Source organism: Shewanella sp. cp20 (assembly GCF_000832025.1).
In the GTDB taxonomy this organism is placed as follows: Bacteria; Pseudomonadota; Gammaproteobacteria; order Enterobacterales; family Shewanellaceae; genus Shewanella.
Genome location: NZ_JPII01000026.1, coordinates 85,870 through 103,006, shown reverse-complemented (window position 1 = coordinate 103,006; position 17,137 = coordinate 85,870). Strand labels below are relative to the sequence as shown.

The following is a 17,137-nucleotide window of genomic DNA, read 5'->3' as shown; positions in this document are numbered from 1 at the left end:
CGGTCATCAAAATGATCAAGATCACATTATCACCACTGCCGGGGAGTCTCGCCTACCATGGCCATAGATAACTTCGTCTTGTCCCTGTGTTTGATTCTGCTCTTTGGTCGCTTGCTCGGAGAGGCCTTTAAGCGGCTGCAACTCCCCGCCGTGGTCGGTGAGATCCTGGCCGGGATCCTCATCGGCCCCAGCCTGCTGGGCTGGATAGCCCCCAACGAGACCTTGGCCGTGATGGCCGAACTCGGCGTGATCTTGCTGCTGTTTTCTATCGGCTGCGAAACCTCTATCAAGCGTCTGTTTCAGGCGGGTAACAGCGCGGTCGGCGTGGCCCTGCTTGGCATCGCCCTGCCCGCAGTGGTCATCGGCCTGGTGTGCCTCCTCTATCTGGAGCTGCCCGGCTTTACCTCCCTCTATCTGGGCTGCGCCCTTACCGCCACCAGCATAGGCATATCGATACGGGTAATGGCGCAGGCCAATCAGTCACAGAGCCAGGAGGGTCACATCATACTGGGCGCCGCGGTGATCGACGATATTGCCGGGGTGATCCTACTTAGTCTGCTGTTTAACTTTGCCAGCTCGGGCGAGGTGGGGCTGATCTCGAGCGGCCTATTGATCCTCAAGATCGTCGGCTTCCTGCTGCTGGCACCGCCCATGGCGCGACTGCTCTTGTATCTGTTTCGCGCCGTCAAACCCAGAGAGGAAGAGACAGGCTATGAGGCGATCGTCACCATGATCCTCATCTGTCTGTTTGCCTGGCTGGCCCACGCCCTGCACGCCCCCGCCCTGCTCGGCGGCTTCGCCGTCGGCCTGGCCTTGAGTCGCCAATTTATCTCGCCCCTCAATCGTTACCTGCAAAACCCCTTCGCCTTCACCCACGAGATGGAGGTGGAATCCAAGCCTCTGGTAGACATCTTCGCCCCCATCTTCTTCGTCTATGTGGGGATAAGCTTAGATCTGAGCCAAATAGACCTGGGCTGGACAGGCCTGTTTACTCTGTTGATGCTGTCCGGGCTGGCGATAATCACCAAAATGATGGCCGGGCTGAGAGTGCCAGGTTCGCTGAGATCGAAAACGATCGTCGGCAGCGCCATGGTGCCAAGGGGCGAGGTGGGACTGGTGTTTGCCGAGATGGGGCTGCAGATGGAGATCATCTCGCCTAAGCTGTTCACCGAGCTGGTGCTGATCATCGCCATCACCACGCTGGCGGGGCCTTTGCTGCTCAAGTTAGCACTGGCGAAAGAGGTTAGATAGGGGGCTAACACGGGTCTAATACCAATCACAGTAAACATGTGATCAGAAATAGCGCAGGAAAAACGCTTGAGAACAAAGCAGGATTTTTAGATAAGTAGTTATTCTACAATTAAAAATACTAATACAGTTATCGAGCGTTTTAACAAGCTAGAATGATCAATTATTTATTACGATTGGTATAAAACCCGACGCTAACTCACGGGCAAAAAAATACCCGCCATCTGGCGGGTATCTAGCATTTAGGGTCTTAAGTTAGACAGGAGAGACTACGAAGAGCAGCTCGCCCTGTGAAACCTGCTGACCATTGCTGTTCAGGATACGCTCGATGCGGTACTGCTTATCCTCTGGATAGAGTACGGCGCCCTGGCGGTTGAAGCCAGCCAGTGTCACCTGAGAGAACATTTTCATCGCTTCGGTCAGTGCCAGTGTCTGATCCACAGTCACTATGTCACCTTCCTTAACGAAGTCGGCTTCACCCGGTGCCGGAGAGGTGTAGAAGATACCTGCACCTTGAGCCAGTACCTTAAGCTCGTTACTCTCACCCACACGCAGCGACTCGGTATCAACACCTACTGTCTCGGCGGCGGCTTCCATCTCGGCAATCAACGCCGGAATATCCAGCTCGGCCATGAAGCGCGGCAGATAGTTGGTGTCGTACACGCCTTCGTTGAAGGTGCCATCTTTCAGGATGCGAGTCAGCAATGGGATGTTGGTCGCGATACCCTTGATCACTACCTGGTTAGCCAGGTAGTCATGCAGCTTGTTGATCACATCTTCACGGCTCTCACCACGACAGATGATCTGGGCAATCAGGCTGTCGTAGTATGGTGAAACCTCTTTGCCTTCACCGGCGATAGAGATGATCTCGATGTCATCACGCTCTGGGATCACACACTCGGTGATCAGACCTGGATGCGGCAGTAGCTGCAGCACACCGTTGCTATCCAGCGCGGCCTTCTCGGCGGTCACACGCACCTCGATGGCGTAGCCAATCTCTTGTGGCTCGAGATCTTCGATAGAGCGACCCGCGGCGATGTCGAAGCCGGCGCTCACGATATCGATACCAGAGGTGGCCTCGGTCACTGGGTGCTCAACCTGCAGACGTGTGTTCATCTCCATGAAGTAGACTTCGTTGGCATCCAGGTTGTAGATGAACTCTACGGTACCTGCACCCATGTAGTCAGTCGCGTCACCTAAGGCACGGGTGTATTCCATCACCTTCTGCTTGAGCTCTTCAGGCAGCATGGTTGAACCAGACTCTTCGATCACCTTCTGGTTGTTACGCTGTACCGAACAGTCACGCAGACCCAGTACCTTGGTATTGCCAAACTTGTCACGCAGCAACTGAACTTCGATATGACGCAGTGAGGTCACATACTTCTCTAGGTAGAGGTCGCCGTTACCGAAGGCCGCAGCGGCTTCGGTAGAGGTCTTCTGGAACAGAGAGATCATATCTTCTGGACGTTGAACGACCTGAATACCCTTACCGCCACCACCTTGTACCGCTTTAAGCAGCACTGGGTAGCCAATTTCGTTAGCCACGTTCACAGCCTGCTCGGCGTTGGTCAGAATACCGTGGCTACCTGGTACTACAGGCACGTTTTGCGACTGCGAGGTCTTGATCGCGTTCGACTTGTTACCCATAGTCGTCATTGAGTGCACACTTGGACCGACAAAGTTGACGCCGTTGTTCACACACAGGGCCGCAAACTGCGGGCTTTCCGATAGGAAACCGATACCTGGGTGCAGCGCGTCGACCTGCTCGTACTCGGCAACCTTCAATACCGAGTAGGCATTGAGGTAACTCTCGTCTGAGGTGTTACCACCGATACAGACCAGCTTGTCGTTTTCGTTTAGCATGTCGGCTGGTACCGAGGTCATGTCAGGATCTGACGCCACCAGTACAACCTTGATGCCGTTGTCGTGAGCCTTGCGGATCAGTTTCACCGCGGTACAGCCACGGGCGTGTACCAGTACCTTGTCGATCGGCTTCATCAGCTGACGCGGATCGTCCTGTACCAGCTCTTCCTCGGTGATCAACATCTCAGGCACCAGGGTCGACAGGGCGTTGCCAATCACATCCACTACCTTGGCCGTTGGCTTAGGCATGAGTGGATCTATGCTGCTGAGCTGATCGTCGATAGTGTCGCTAAATGGGTTGGTGACCAGGGCGTTCATGGCGCCAGGTACCTTAGACAGATAGTTCGACAGGGTCGAAGTAGAAGGCAGGTATGCAGGTACTACCATCTGACCGGCGAACGGCATGTTGGTGCCAGAGAAGTAGTAGGTCTGTACTAACGGGTGCGTCACGAAGCTCGCCTGTGCACCACCGGTACAGTCACCGAAACCAAACATCAATACCGGCAATTCGTTGTCACGAATGAAACGGGTAATACGGTCGTTCACTACCGCCATAGAGAAGAGCGCCGCAGCACCTTCTTTAGTCTGCATACCACCAGAGCTGATGAAGCAGATCACCGGCAGCTTACGCTTAGCACACTCGATCAGCAGCGCTGAGAACTTCTCGGCAGAGGCCATATCGAAGGCACCGGCCTGGAAGGCGGTGTTAGACACGGCGACACCGACGCGCATGGTTTGTCCATTGTGCTCGAAGTCCGCGGTACCTGTGATCAGGCCGCAAGGACGGATCCCCTTGTCTAGCGCGTCTTCGATAGAGAGACGGAAGCCAGGGAAGTTCAGCAGGTTAGCCGACATCTTGTCGCCGTTTAGCTCTTCAAACTCGGTGAAGAACTTGGCAATCACACTATCCCAGCTCATCTTACCGGCGCGCTTCTCGTCACGCAGTACCTTCTGGATCAGCAGATCCTGATAACCCATGGTCAAACGGTTCCAGAAGTCTTTACGACGACCGATACGCACTGGGTTGATGGCACCCGTGTACTCGCTGCTCTCCTCTTCGCTGGCGAAGTATTCTGGCAGCAGGCGCTCGAAGAAATAGGTCAGGATAACGAACAGAGAGTCGTTAAGCTGAGGGAAACCAACACTCTTCCACTGCTCAGTCTTGGTCAGCAGATCGGCGCGGTTAGACTGAGACATGAAGTACTTCAGCCACTTATAGAACTTGTTCTTGTCGTTCGCGGTATCCTGCTTAGAGATAGCACGATCGATAGAGTCATGCAGCAGGCCGTCAACCGAGGCGCGCGACAGGCTCTTAGACATCATGGCTTCTTTCGCGATAGAGGCAAGGTTGCCCACGACGTTGTCGTACAGCGCGTTGAAGATCAGGATGTTATGGCATTGCCAGATGAAGTCTTCGCGCAGCTCTTCGTGCACGATCACATCCAGTACTGTCAGCTGGTTCAGCTCAGGCCAGTCTGCCTGAGTCACCTCGTCCGGAAGGCTCTCAAGGTAGTGGATCAGCCCCTTGAAGTTGTTCTCGGCGTTGCTCTTCCATCTGTGGTACAGCGACCAACCGATGTTAAACAACAGCGCCTTACGGGCCTTCTTATAGTTCTGCTCGGCTCACCCAAGATGAGGCGAGTCAGCATGTTACGCTCGGTAGAGACTTCGTCACGCTTGGCGGTGAAGTTGCCCCACAGCTTGTTCAGCTCTTCATCGTACACCAGCTTATCTGGGCTTGAGAGCCAAGACTGGAATACCTTGTCCTGCTCCTGCTGAATACGCGCCAGCAGGTCACCCTCGGGCACACTCACCTTAGACAGGCGACCGTACTGCTCCTGAGAGATCGAATGGATACGGCTACGCAGCGTCAGGTAACGCAGGTAACGGTATGAGCTACCAAACAGGTTGAGGTGCATGGTGGGGTTGTTGGCCACCGACAGCTCGGCGTGATGCTCAAGCGCTTCCAGGTTCTTAGAAGGCTCAAGGAAACGGTTAAGGCTGCGATCATAGTGCTCGCGCAGATCCTTAGATTCGCGAACAAACTGAACCGCCGCCTGCTCAACCGCCTCGATGCTGCTGATGATGGCGCGGCGTAGGTTGTGCTGACGCTCATCCTTATCAGACGGTGAGAAGTCGATAATGCCGTCTATACAACCTGAGGTGTAAAGCTCCTCTGGCGACACGCCTACCGACTTAGCACACTCCTGCCAAGAGAGGTTGTACTTGCGGGCGATGCTCTGCAGACCCTGTGGCTGAATGGTGTTGAAGATACCGTCGCGCAGGGACAACAGAATGTTAGCCGCGGCCAGTGGGATGGCACCGCCAGAGTAACCGGCACCGATAACGATACCTACGGTAGGCACGTCGACGTTGGCACTCTCAGCAATCGCCTTAGAGATGGTGTGCGCCTGGTTCTGGCTGTTGGCAATCTCACCCGCATCGGCACCCGGTGTGTCGATGAGGTAAACGATAGGCATTGAAAGTTCGGCAAAATGACGAATGGCCGTGCAGGCCGCCAGGTGATGCTCTGGCATCCAGGCACCATTGCTCGTGGTACGTTCCTGGGCGATAAAACCGATGCGGCGAGTACGAGATCCAAAATTCAGTTCGATCTCGGCACTATAAAAAGGCCCCATATGTTTTTCGACAATTAACTTGCCTTTCAGATCCGCAATCACGCGCTTGGCGCCTGGGCGGCTCTTATCTAAGGTAGGTTGAATGACTTTGGCCACATAGCCGTCAACATCCAACTGTTCTAACTCTTTTAAGTTAGCTTGTATTTCATCGTCGCTGAGCAGACCATTGATCTGCTGTGAAAGGCTCTGCTTGCTATGCTTAGGAAACAGAGAAAAATCCTGTGCCAAATGTTCAGCTTGAAGAAAAAGCGGATCGGCTGTTTGAACCTGAGTCGTGTTTGTGGGCTGATTGTTGCTGGTCATCAATAGATCCTCTGCTTTAGCCTCTAAAATTTTTAGCCCATAAATATAGCTTTGTTATAGGGTCAAATGCTATTAAACTGGCTTAGACGCTTTGTTCCATATTTGAGACAGTGATAAATAATGCCAGATTTAAACGGTATGATGCTCTTTGCGGCCGTCGTTCGCGCCAAGGGTTTCTCCCAGGCAGCCCGCAATACGGGCATGCCAAAATCAACCATTAGTCGTAAGGTGGCTCAGCTTGAAGAGCAGCTCGGCGTGCGCCTGTTACAGCGCGATACCCGCAATCTTAGCCTGACTCAGGTTGGGGCGCTTTTTTACCAGCATTGCAGTAGTATTAGCGATGAAATCGAGGCTGCCAAGGCGACCATAGAAAATACGCATAATGACGTATCGGGTTCACTGCGCATCGCCATCCCGGTTTCCTTCAGTCAGGAGCTTATTGCCAGTCTCTGCAGCAGCTTCATGCGTCTCTACCCCAACGTAGATCTCGACGTCCAATTTACCGATAGCGATGTGGGCCTAGTGGGTGAAGGCTATGATATCGCCATCAAGTATGGTCCGCTGCAATCCTCCGACTTGGTCGCCCGCCTGTTGTTTGAGCGCCAACCCATACTGGTGGCCAGCCCAGGCTACCTCAAGGCCAAAGGCACCCCCGCGACTCCCCAGGATCTCAGGGAGCACAGCGGCATACTGCTGGGGACCTCACGCTCGGCGCCCATCTGGCCCCTGGGTAAGGGCGATCGCAAGACCATGGTCAACTTTAAGCGTAAGGTCAGGGTGAACAGCGCCATCATGGTCAAACAGCTGGTATTGGATGATTTCGGTATCGCCATGCTCTCTAACTCAGTGTGTAAGAACGAGCTGGCTGGCGGCAGCCTGGTGCCTCTGCTGCAGGAGTGGCCCATGGAACCCTTCAAGGTGTATGGCGTCTATTCCAGTCGACGACAGCTGGCCACCAACATCAGCGTCTTCCTGGATTTCTTTACCAAACGCTTCAACAGCCATGAGTCGCTGCAATCTTTGATGATATAGCTTGTAGTCTTACATCTGGCAGCCTTAACAGTTTCCTAGCTTCCGCCCTTACATCCAGTCATCACATCCTATCTTTACATCCAGCCCTTGGCCGTGAGCAGCTGTTTCACCACGCGCTTGCGCAACGCCAGATCATTATCCGTGGCAATATCCATATTCATGGCGAAGAAGTAGGTGTTCTCCTCTCGCTCGAGCCAGCCAACCCACCAGCCAAGCTTCTGTCCCTGGCGCACGCCTAAGCCAGTCTTGGCTCTGAGCACCCATTCGCCGTTGGCCTGGTTAAGCATCATAGTCTTGACGATACGCTGACTGCGCTCGGATACCGGCAGTTGATTGTGATACAGGCGCCGCAGGAAGTGCACCTGCTCGAGGGCCGAAATCGCTAAGTCACCGTCGAGCCAGAAGCTGTCGAGTCCGCCGCCGATATTGGCATTGCCATAGCCGAGATGTGTCAGGCCTTGGGCCATGCGCTCGGCCCCCAGCTGCAATGCGAGTTTCTGGTAGATGGGCACCACGGAATACTTCATCGCACCGGTAAAGCTGTGGTCGCGATTCCAGGGATTATAGGTGCGTTTCACCCCATCCCAGGCAAACTGACTATGCTCGTCTTTCACTATGCCCGCCTCGAGCAGCAACAGGCTATGGGGGATCTTAAAGGTAGAGGCGGGTATATAGGCATGGCGGCTGCGGGCGAGATCGTTGGTGCTTAGGGCGCCCGTGTTATCATCCAGCAACACCAGGACGCCCCTGGCACCGAGCGCTTCGAATGCCGCCTGTATTTCACCGTCTAGCTCGATCGGCTCGGCCAGGTTATGTTTGACAGCCTTATGTTCGCCCGCCTTGTTTTCGAACACAGATAGTGAAGCCGCCTGAGTCGCCGCGGCCGCACTACCCGCCCAGATAAACAGGCCTAAGCTAAGCAGCCCCAGATAACTTAAGGTGCAAATCAATCGATAAGCCAATATTTTACTCAAGCCACTACTCAAGCCATTAGTAAGACGACTGCTCAGGCTATCTCCCAGCCGTTCACCTAGATTGATGCGCATTGTCATCGACCCCTCCCCAAAAAACAGTTAGCCCAAATAGCCAAAATTCACCATCAGGCGCCATCAAATTACCTGGCTCAAGTCTAGTAAGTCATCTCATCGCCAAGCGGGCAAACTCATGATGATTTGTGTCAAGAATCTGGCATTTTATCAAGCCATCTCAAGCCTTTATTTGCAGACAGATGTCGTGCATACTCAGTTGTTGACTATAATAATTTCAAATTGATAACCGCCCTGAGCCATCATTGCCCAACATCGGCCACTGGCTGAATGTCAGGGTAAGAGGTTTTTGCAAAGGAACCATCTCATGCGTAAAACAGCCATAGCCCTGGCGATGACCAGCTTACTGAGTGCCAGCGCCTTCGCCAGTCTGGATCTCGAAGAACTGCGCCTGCCTAAGGCGACACAGGCCATGCCCGACGTCGTCAATCGCTATCAAGCCCTGGTCGACAGTCTGGACGAGAAATATCGCCAGCAGAAAGATGAACTCATCATGACACAAATGGTGGCCCACCAAGGCGAGCGTCTATGGCAACAGGCCGTCAGAGACGTGCAATCCGGCGGACAGGATGACAGATCCCTCTACTGGAGCCGTCTGGCGATGAAGAAGACGCTCAAGCAGTCGAAGCCCGCCTTTAACATGGCCGACTGGCAGCGCACTATCTTACTCAAGGCGGTGGAAAAATCTTCCCGCGGCTTCAGCGACATCCACTTCGATGAGGACAGCCAGATCCGTATTCTGCTCACTGGCTTCGACCCCTTCTTCCTGGATCGTCACATAGATCAGAGCAATCCCTCGGGATTAACTGCACTCGCATTAGACGGCTACAAATTTAGCGTCGATGGCAAGAAGGCCCAGATAGAGACTGTGATGATTCCGGTACGCTTTGCCGACTTCGACCAGGGGATCATCGAATCCTTACTGACCCCTGTCTATCGTGAAAACAGCGTCAACGCCATCTTCACCGTCAGCATGGGACGCGACGACTTCGACCTAGAGCGCTTCCCCGGCCGCAACCGCAGCGCCGCCGCGCCCGACAACCTCAATGTGCTGACCGGCGCCACGGCCCAGTCGCCACAGGCGCCTATGTTCGATGGCAAGCCCCTCTATGGGCCTGAGTTCGTCGAGTTCTCGCTACCGGTCGGCGCCATGCAGTCGGTCAAGGGCAGATGGAAGGTCAACGACAACCATACCGTCACAACTCTGTCACGGGGCGAGTTCGACGCCAGCTCATTGGCTGAACTGCAAAACGCCACCTCGGTCAATGGATCTGGCGGGGGTTATCTCTCCAACGAGATCTCCTACCGCGCCGTATTACTGGGCCAGCGTTTCAACAGCGGCATCAAGGTAGGTCATATCCATACGCCAAGGGTAGCCGCCTATGAGGCCGAGACAGAGATGGCGATAGTGGATCAGGTCAAGGAGATGGTCAAAGCCGCGGCAACCCGGCTATAATCCTCCCCCTGAAGACGCCCGCCAAGACGGTGGGCGTCAATGACCCTAAGCCCTAATATGTTTCGACCACTGCAACCCCTGTTTCGCTCAAAGGCGCAAGACACACAGGCGCCCAAGGCAAGAGTCATCAAATCCGCTCTCAATGCCCATCAGCAGCGCATCATCGCCGCCGTCGAGTCTTGCTATCAGACTGCCGAGCAGAAGCTTGGACGCAGCTTCCCCCGCCCCGAGGTCAATTTCAAGCTCAGGGGCAAGAGCGCCGGTACCGCCCATCTGCAGCTCAACAAGCTCAGGTTTAATCCAGTGTTGCTCGAGGAGAATCCGCAGGAGTTTGTCGACCAGGTGGTGCCCCATGAGATCTGCCACCTGATCGCCTATCGCCTCTATGGCCGGGTCAAGCCCCACGGCAAGGAGTGGCAGGCACTGATGATAAACCTCTATGGCCTGACACCCAGAACAACACACAGCCTGAATACCGCTTCTGTCGCCGGTCAGACCTTCGATTATGCTTGCCGCTGCGGCGTGGTACCGCTGAGCATTCGCAGGCATAACAAGGTACAGCGCCAGCAGACCCAGTATCGCTGTCGGCGCTGCAAAGAGACCCTGAGCCGAGTCCATGACGCGCCATGATGAACCCGGCTTAACTTGCCTGAACTGAGTCGATTCCCGTAGAATCGGCTTAACTATCTGCTTAGATATCGAGTTAACTTTCGGGTTAGATATCGACATAGCTATCGGTGTCCTCACCATGGGGCCGAACACTCACCTTGCCACCATGCCAGCCAACCCAAGAGCCAGGCAGAGATAGGCAAGGGATTTTTTGTTTTTTAGGGAATAAATGTGCTAACAACCTCATACGGTCTGAGGCCACTGCTGCGTGGCGCCTTGGCGCTGCTTGCGCTCGGCCTCTCGACAGGCGCCCTCGCCTCCCATCCCACCAGTTTCAACCAGGCCAAGAAGGTCGCACGTAGTATTTACAGCGACACGCTTCCGGCCAAGAGCTTCTACTGTGGCTGCGACATCAGCATCTCGGGCAAGCTATGGCAGCCCGACTTCGAGCGCTGCGGGTACCAAGTGCGTAAACAGGAGAAGCGCGCCAGGCGCATCGAGTGGGAACACATAGTCCCCGCCTGGGAATTTGGCCATCAGCGTCAGTGCTGGCAAGAAGGCGGCCGTAAAAACTGCGGCAAGACAGACAAGCAGTTTAAGAAGATGGAGAGTGACCTGCATAACCTGGTACCCGCCATCGGCGAGGTCAACGGCGATCGCAGCAACTTCCGTTTCAGCCAGTGGAACGCCAAGGCTGAACAATATGGTCAGTGCGCCATGGTAGTCGACTTCAAGGGCAGAAAGGTGGAGCCGCCGAGCCAGACGCGTGGTCAGATAGCCCGTACCTATCTCTACATGCAGCAGGCCTATGGCCTCAAGATCGCCAAAAGTCAGCTAAAACTGTTTCAGGCATGGGATAAAAGCTATCCAGTTGATACTATTGAGTGCCAACGAGACCAGGCCATCGCCGCCAGACAGGGCAACCACAACCCCTTTGTTCAGGCACAGTGCCAAAAACTGACCGAAACCCAGCGTATCGCGGAGTAATGCATGAGAATTCCAAGGATCTATCAGCCCGGCGACTATGCCCCTCAACAGCAGTTGATGCTGGATGAAGAGGCTGCCGGCCATGTCGGGCGCGTCTTGCGCATGGGCGCAGGCGAGCAGCTCGAGCTGTTTAATGGCGACGGCCACAACTATCTGACCGAGATCGTCGCCGCCAGCAAGAAAAATGTCGAAGTGCGGGTCCTATCCAAGGAAGCCAACGACAACGAGTCGCCGCTTAACCTGCACCTGGGTCAGGTGATCTCCCGCGGCGATCGCATGGACTTCACCCTGCAGAAATCGGTCGAACTGGGGGTCAATACTATTACGCCACTGTTTTCCGAACGTTGCGGCGTCAAACTGACCGGCGAGCGTCTGGAGAAGAAGATACAGCAGTGGCAGAAGATAGTGATCAGCGCCTGCGAGCAGTCGGGTCGCAGCACTGTGCCCCAGGTGAGACCGGCGATGCATTTGGCCGATTGGTGCGCCGAGCCAACCCAGGCGCTAAAGCTTAATCTTCACCCAAGAGCTGCCCACGGCATTCAGGGGTTGACGATGGCGACCGACAGGGTGCGTCTGTTGATCGGCCCGGAGGGCGGCTTATCGCCCCAAGAGATCGCCATGACGGAAACCCAGACCTTTACCGACGTGCTGCTCGGCCCGCGCGTGCTGCGCACCGAGACCGCCGCCCTGACGGCCATTAGCGCACTACAACTGAAATTCGGCGATCTGGGCTAAAGGCCCGGCTCCCTTCGCATTAATATAAGGAAAGATGAGATGATTAAGCTTGGCATAGTGATGGATCCCATCAGCGACATTAACATCAAGAAAGACTCCAGCTTCGCCATGCTGTTGGCGGCCCAGTCGCGAGGCTATCAGCTCTATTATATGGAGATGCAAGATCTGGCCATGATGAACGGCGTGGCCATGGGTAACATGCGTCGCCTGACGGTGAAGCAAGACCCTACCTCCTGGTATGAATTGGAAGACGCCGTCGATACGCCGCTGGCGGATCTGGACGTTATTTTGATGCGCAAGGACCCGCCATTCGATACCGAGTTCGTCTACGCCACCTATATGCTGGAGCGCGCCGAGGAGCAAGGCACACTGATCGTCAACAAGCCCCAGAGCCTGCGTGACGCCAACGAGAAGCTGTTTACCGCCTGGTTCAGCGAGTTTACCCCAGACACCCTGGTGACCCGCGATGCCCAGCGCATCCGCGCCTTCTATCAGGAGAAGGGCGATATCATTCTTAAGCCGCTCGACGGCATGGGCGGCAGTTCAATCTTTAGGGTCAAGGCGCAAGATCCTAACCTTGGGGTGATCATCGAGACCCTCACCAATCATGGTCAGCAATATGCCATGGCCCAGGCCTTCATTCCCGATATCACCGCCGGCGACAAGCGTATTCTGGTGGTCGATGGCGTCCCCGTACCCTACAGCCTGGCACGCATCCCACAGAAGGGCGAGACCCGAGGTAACCTGGCCGCCGGTGGTCGCGGCGTGGCTCAGCCCCTGTCCGAGAGCGACTGGGCCATCGCCAATGCCATAGGCCCTGAGCTGAAGAAGCGTGGCCTGATCTTCGTCGGCCTGGACGTGATCGGCGATAAGCTCACCGAGATCAATGTGACCAGCCCGACCTGTATCAGAGAGATCGAGGCCGCCTTCGACGTGGATATCACTGGCATGCTGATGGATGCCATCGAGGCGCGTGTCGCCCGCTAAACTGGAGCCAAGATGAAGTTCACCCGTTTATGTAACCTGCTCTGCCTGAGCGCCGCCCTGGTATCGGGCAGCCTCTGGGCCGAAAACCTGCTCGGCCCGCAGACGGCGCCGAGTCGTCCCAAGAACATCGTCATCATGGTGGGCGATGGCATGGGCCCTGCCTACACCAGCGCCTATCGCTACTATCAGGACAACCCTAGCACCCAGGAGATAGAACAGACGGTGTTTGACCGCCTATTGGTAGGTAACGCCAGCACCTATCCGGCGCCTGTCAGCGGCTATGTCACCGACTCGGCCGCCGCCGCAACCGCCTTGGCGACTGGGGTAAAAACCTATAATGGTGCCGTATCGGTCGATACCAATAAGCGCCCGCTGCCGACCCTGCTTGAGCTGGCGAAAAAACGCGGTATGAGCACGGGCGTCACAGTCACCAGCCAGATCAACCACGCCACCCCAGCCGCCTTCCTCAGCCACAACGAGAGTCGCCGCAACTATGAGGCGCTGGCCGAGAGCTACCTCAATACCGATGCCGACGTGATGCTGGGCGGCGGTCAACGCTACTTCTCCGACAAGCTGATCGAGCAGTTCGAGGCCAAGGGTTACCAGGTACTCAAGGACACCGCCCTGCTCGATGGCGTGACCCAGCCTAAGGTGATGGGCCTGTTCGCCGACGTGCAGCTGCCCTGGGCAATCGATGAGCCAGAGGCCAGACGCCTGAGCACCATGACGGCCAAGGCGTTAGATCTCTTGTCACAGAATGACCAAGGCTTCGTGCTTCTGGTGGAAGGCAGCCTGATCGACTGGGCCGGCCACAACAACGATATCGCCACCGCCATGGCCGAGATGCATGAGTTTGCCGGCGCCATCGAGGTGGTCGAGCAATACGTCCGCCAGCATCAAGATACCCTCTTGGTGGTTACCGCCGACCATAACACCGGCGGCCTCTCTATCGGTACCCATGGCGACTATCGCTGGGACAGCCAGGTGCTGCGCCAGATTAATGCCAGCCCAGCACGCATCGCCAGCCAGGCGCTAGCCGAGGATGAATGGCAGAGCGGCGTAAGCGGCGCCCTGGGCTTTACCCCGAGCGATGAAGAATTTAGTGCACTGGATAACGCCCGGATGCAGGGTGAGAAGGTGTTGACCAACCAGCTCAAGAAGCTTATCGACCAGCGCTCGAATACCGGCTGGACCACGGGAGGCCACACGGGTGTCGACGTGCAGGTGTTTGCCGCGGGCCCTGCCTCCTCACTGTTCGCCGGCCACCAGGACAATATCGATATCGCCCAAAAGCTAATCAGCCTGCTGCCTAAACCCGCAAAGGCAAAAGCCGCTAAGGCTAAGCCAGTTAGTGCTAAGCCAGCGAGTGTTCAGCCAGCAGAGCCTGCAACAATGGCATCACCTAAAACAGCGGCGCCGCTAGAGGCCGAGGTCAAGGCTGAAATCACTGCCCAGGACACCGCAACCCAGAACACTGCTGCCCAAGCTGACGTGGCGGCGCAGGCGGCTGAACTGTCGGCAAAGGCACAATCGACGGCCAGTGAACCCGATGCCAAGGAGGCATTTCGCCAGGCAAGCGATCTGCTTAGCGAGGGCGCCCAGAGTCAGTCTGCCGCCCCCGTCTCTGAGGTAGATAACCAAGACTAATGCCATCCTCCAGGCTTGTCTCTACCACCAGATTGGCCCCGGCCTCCTGATTGGCCCCGGCCTCCTGATTAGCCCCTGCTCCTGATTAACCTCAGGGGCCAGGCTAGCTCCCCTGCCTGGCCAGCTTAGGTTGGGGAGCCTGGCTGCTGGGCCAGAGGCGAGTCTCCTCTATCTCCTGCAACACCACAAACACAGATGCCACATCCAGCGGGCGGGAGAAGTAATATCCCTGACCCAGTTCACAGCGCTGACAACTCAAACATTCGGCCTGCTGCTGTGTCTCTATCCCCTCGGCCACCACCTCACGCCCCAGGTTATGGGCCAGCTCGATAACCGTAGTGATGATATGAGTATCGGCCTCGCCGTCGAGCACGTTGGCGGTGAAACAGCGATCTATCTTCAACAGGTCGAAGGGCAACTGCTTGAGATAGCTCAGCGAGGAGTAACCCGTGCCAAAGTCGTCGATGGCGATCCTTACCCCCAGCGCCTTGAGCGATGCCATGGCCGCCATCGCCTGCTCCACCTGCTCGATCACGCTCTCCTCCGTCACCTCTAACACCAGTGAGCGCGCCGAGATCTGCTGCGCCTCTACCTCCTGGCGTACCACGGTAAGCAGGTCGGCGGCCAGGAAGTGCTTGGCCGACAGGTTAACCGCGATATAAAGATCGTCCCATCCGGCGGAATTCAGCCGGGCAATTAATTCGGACGCCTTACGGATCACATAGTTACCCACCTCGATGATCGCCTCACTGTTTTCGATATCGGGAATAAAGTCCCCCGGCATGATGAGCCCGCGTTCGGGATGAAACCAGCGGATCAGCGCCTCGAACCCTCGTAGACGCCCAGACGGGAGTTCGACTATCGGCTGGAGGAAGAGCACCAACTGCTCCTCGTTGATGGCGCTTCCTATGTTCTGTTCTATCATGAGGCGGTTATTGGCCTGATGCAGCATCTCCTCGCTAAACACCCGATAGTTACTGCGCCCGGCGCTCTTGGCCTGATACATGGCCAGATCCGCGTGCTGGATCAGCTCCTCCGCACTGAGGCGAGAAGAGTTACAGTAGGCCAGGCCGATACTGGTGGTAACGATCAACTTGTGGCTGCCTAGCACCACTGGGTGTTGCAGGGCAGAGAAGATCCTGTGGATCACATTGCTGACCTCCTGCTCGTCGTGTACCTGTCTGAGCAAGATCAGAAATTCATCGCCCCCCTGGCGAAATACGGTATCCATCTCACGCACACTGTTTGTCAGCCTGGCCGCCACTATCTTGAGTAACTCATCCCCCTGAATATGGCCCAGGGTATCGTTGATCCGTTTGAACTCATCGAGATCCAGGAACATGAGCACCACGCAATCTTCCTTACTGGCGATACAGGCGATGGCGGTCTGCAGCTCATGGTGAAGCATCGCCTTGTTTGGTAGGCCCGTGAGGGTATCGAGCATGGCCAGGCGCTCCAGCTCATGGGTGTACTCATCCACCTCGTTTTCCATGCCCTGCATGTTATCGGCCAGCTGACGCGTCGCCAGATGGATCAGATCCACCTCGTCGGGAAACAGCGAAGGCTTGCTCGGTAAACTGGCACGCACGCCGGCAAAGTCGTGGTCGGCCAGCAGCGGCAAGAGGTTGGCATGGCGCGCCAGGCTGATCACAGGTGACCAGGCCACCAGCATCACCAGCCCAGCCGCCAGGATCAGCCCCACCAACAGGGTAACGACCATCCCCAGCTGGAAGGTCGATAGCATCTGTTGCCACTGCCCCAGGCTCATCAGCACCACTATGGCGGGGGCATTTTCCACCTTATCCAGGGGGAAGGACCACACCGCCCAGTGGTTATCCTGATAGTTATAGACACCGTCGCCCATAGAGATCTGCTGCCAGGAGTAGCTATCGGCCATGTGACGCAGCAGGGCGAAGCTGCTGGGGCGATTGCTGATACTGTAGAGGTGACGCCCCCACAGCGGGCCAGGCTCGGCATCACCGGACTGGGCACCTAATACCGCCAACTCTATCGACCTATCGGTGCGAAAGTGGCTGATCACCTCGGTGAGCGCCGACTCGAAGAAGAACAGATGGGGCCTGCTGTTCACCAGCGTCGGTACCAGCACCTGGATAACGCAATCCTCGACACAGACGACCCTGGATGTCAGCTCAAATGAGGCCTCACTCTGCAACAGCCACCTGAGGTCGTCCTGTGAATGGGGCTCGCCCGCATGGGCCAGTCGCTCACCATCGAGCTGATACAGACCAAACCCCTTGAGGTCCCAATAGAGCTGTACGTCGGGCCAGTTCTCCGCCAGCAGCAGTTGATAACCCTCGGCGCCATCATCGCCCTTGGCGTTGGCCACAAAGCCTAGCTGCATCGCCGCCTGCAGTGAATGCTCTACCGCTGTGTTCATGGAGAAGGAGAGAGATTGGGCCAGCTTATCCCGCTGGGCCTCGAGTAGCATCTTCTGTTGATTGAGTAGTTGCTGATAGGCCAAGGTACAGATCACCCCACCCACCAGCGTCAAAATAAGAATCACCGCGATAAGTAGTTTCCACTTAATACTCAAGAAGCGATCGGGGTGATTCACTATCATGGCA

General features: G+C 56.1%; 9 protein-coding genes and 2 pseudogenes. 8 read left to right on the top strand and 3 right to left on the bottom strand.

The features are described from left to right. Nucleotides 1-57 precede the first annotated feature (57 nt). Entirely contained in the window at nt 58-1,251 is a 1,194-nt protein-coding gene (locus DB48_RS09275) for a cation:proton antiporter (protein ID WP_041510005.1), read from the top strand. Nucleotides 1,252-1,503: 252 nt separating this feature from the next. Here DB48_RS09275 and DB48_RS09270 read toward each other — a convergent pair. Beyond that, a pseudogene (locus DB48_RS09270) lies at nt 1,504-6,053 on the bottom strand (ATP-binding protein). Between the two features lie 120 nt (nt 6,054-6,173). Between DB48_RS09270 and DB48_RS09265 the strand changes: the two are divergent. Next, the gene (locus tag DB48_RS09265) at nt 6,174-7,085 is read left to right on the top strand and encodes a LysR family transcriptional regulator (RefSeq protein WP_041510004.1); all 912 of its coding nucleotides are present in this window, start codon (nt 6,174-6,176) and stop codon (nt 7,083-7,085) included. Nucleotides 7,086-7,159: 74 nt separating this feature from the next. Here DB48_RS09265 and blaOXA read toward each other — a convergent pair whose 3' ends face one another. Continuing rightward, the gene (gene blaOXA, locus DB48_RS09260; protein WP_235375372.1) at nt 7,160-8,137 is read right to left on the bottom strand and encodes a class D beta-lactamase; all 978 of its coding nucleotides are present in this window, start codon (nt 8,135-8,137) and stop codon (nt 7,160-7,162) included. Nucleotides 8,138-8,438: 301 nt separating this feature from the next. On the opposite strand from blaOXA, the gene DB48_RS09255 reads away from it, so the two are divergent. The 6 genes and pseudogenes from DB48_RS09255 to DB48_RS09230 form a co-directional block, all read left to right on the top strand. After that, a complete protein-coding gene (locus tag DB48_RS09255; RefSeq protein ID WP_041510003.1) occupies nt 8,439-9,587 on the top strand; it encodes a hypothetical protein in 1,149 nt (382 codons plus the stop codon). A gap of 57 nt (nt 9,588-9,644) precedes the next feature. After that, complete coding sequence (locus DB48_RS09250; RefSeq protein ID WP_082035615.1) at nt 9,645-10,217, top strand: SprT family zinc-dependent metalloprotease; 573 nt, start codon at nt 9,645-9,647, stop codon at nt 10,215-10,217. 231 nt (nt 10,218-10,448) lie between these two features. After that, nucleotides 10,449-11,183: an endonuclease gene (locus DB48_RS09245; protein ID WP_041510072.1), complete on the top strand. Its 735-nt coding sequence runs from the start codon at nt 10,449-10,451 to the stop codon at nt 11,181-11,183. 3 nt (nt 11,184-11,186) lie between these two features. Beyond that, nucleotides 11,187-11,918: a 16S rRNA (uracil(1498)-N(3))-methyltransferase gene (gene rsmE, locus DB48_RS09240; RefSeq protein WP_041510001.1), complete on the top strand. Its 732-nt coding sequence runs from the start codon at nt 11,187-11,189 to the stop codon at nt 11,916-11,918. 39 nt (nt 11,919-11,957) lie between these two features. Then, nucleotides 11,958-12,905: a glutathione synthase gene (gene gshB / locus DB48_RS09235; protein ID WP_041510000.1), complete on the top strand. Its 948-nt coding sequence runs from the start codon at nt 11,958-11,960 to the stop codon at nt 12,903-12,905. A gap of 12 nt (nt 12,906-12,917) precedes the next feature. After that, nucleotides 12,918-14,237 (top strand): annotated as a pseudogene (locus DB48_RS09230) (alkaline phosphatase); the annotation flags it as partial. 418 nt (nt 14,238-14,655) lie between these two features. Here DB48_RS09230 and DB48_RS09225 read toward each other — a convergent pair. Then, nucleotides 14,656-17,133, bottom strand: coding sequence for a putative bifunctional diguanylate cyclase/phosphodiesterase (locus DB48_RS09225; RefSeq protein ID WP_041509998.1), 2,478 nt, complete (start codon nt 17,131-17,133; stop codon nt 14,656-14,658). Nucleotides 17,134-17,137: the final 4 nt, after the last annotated feature.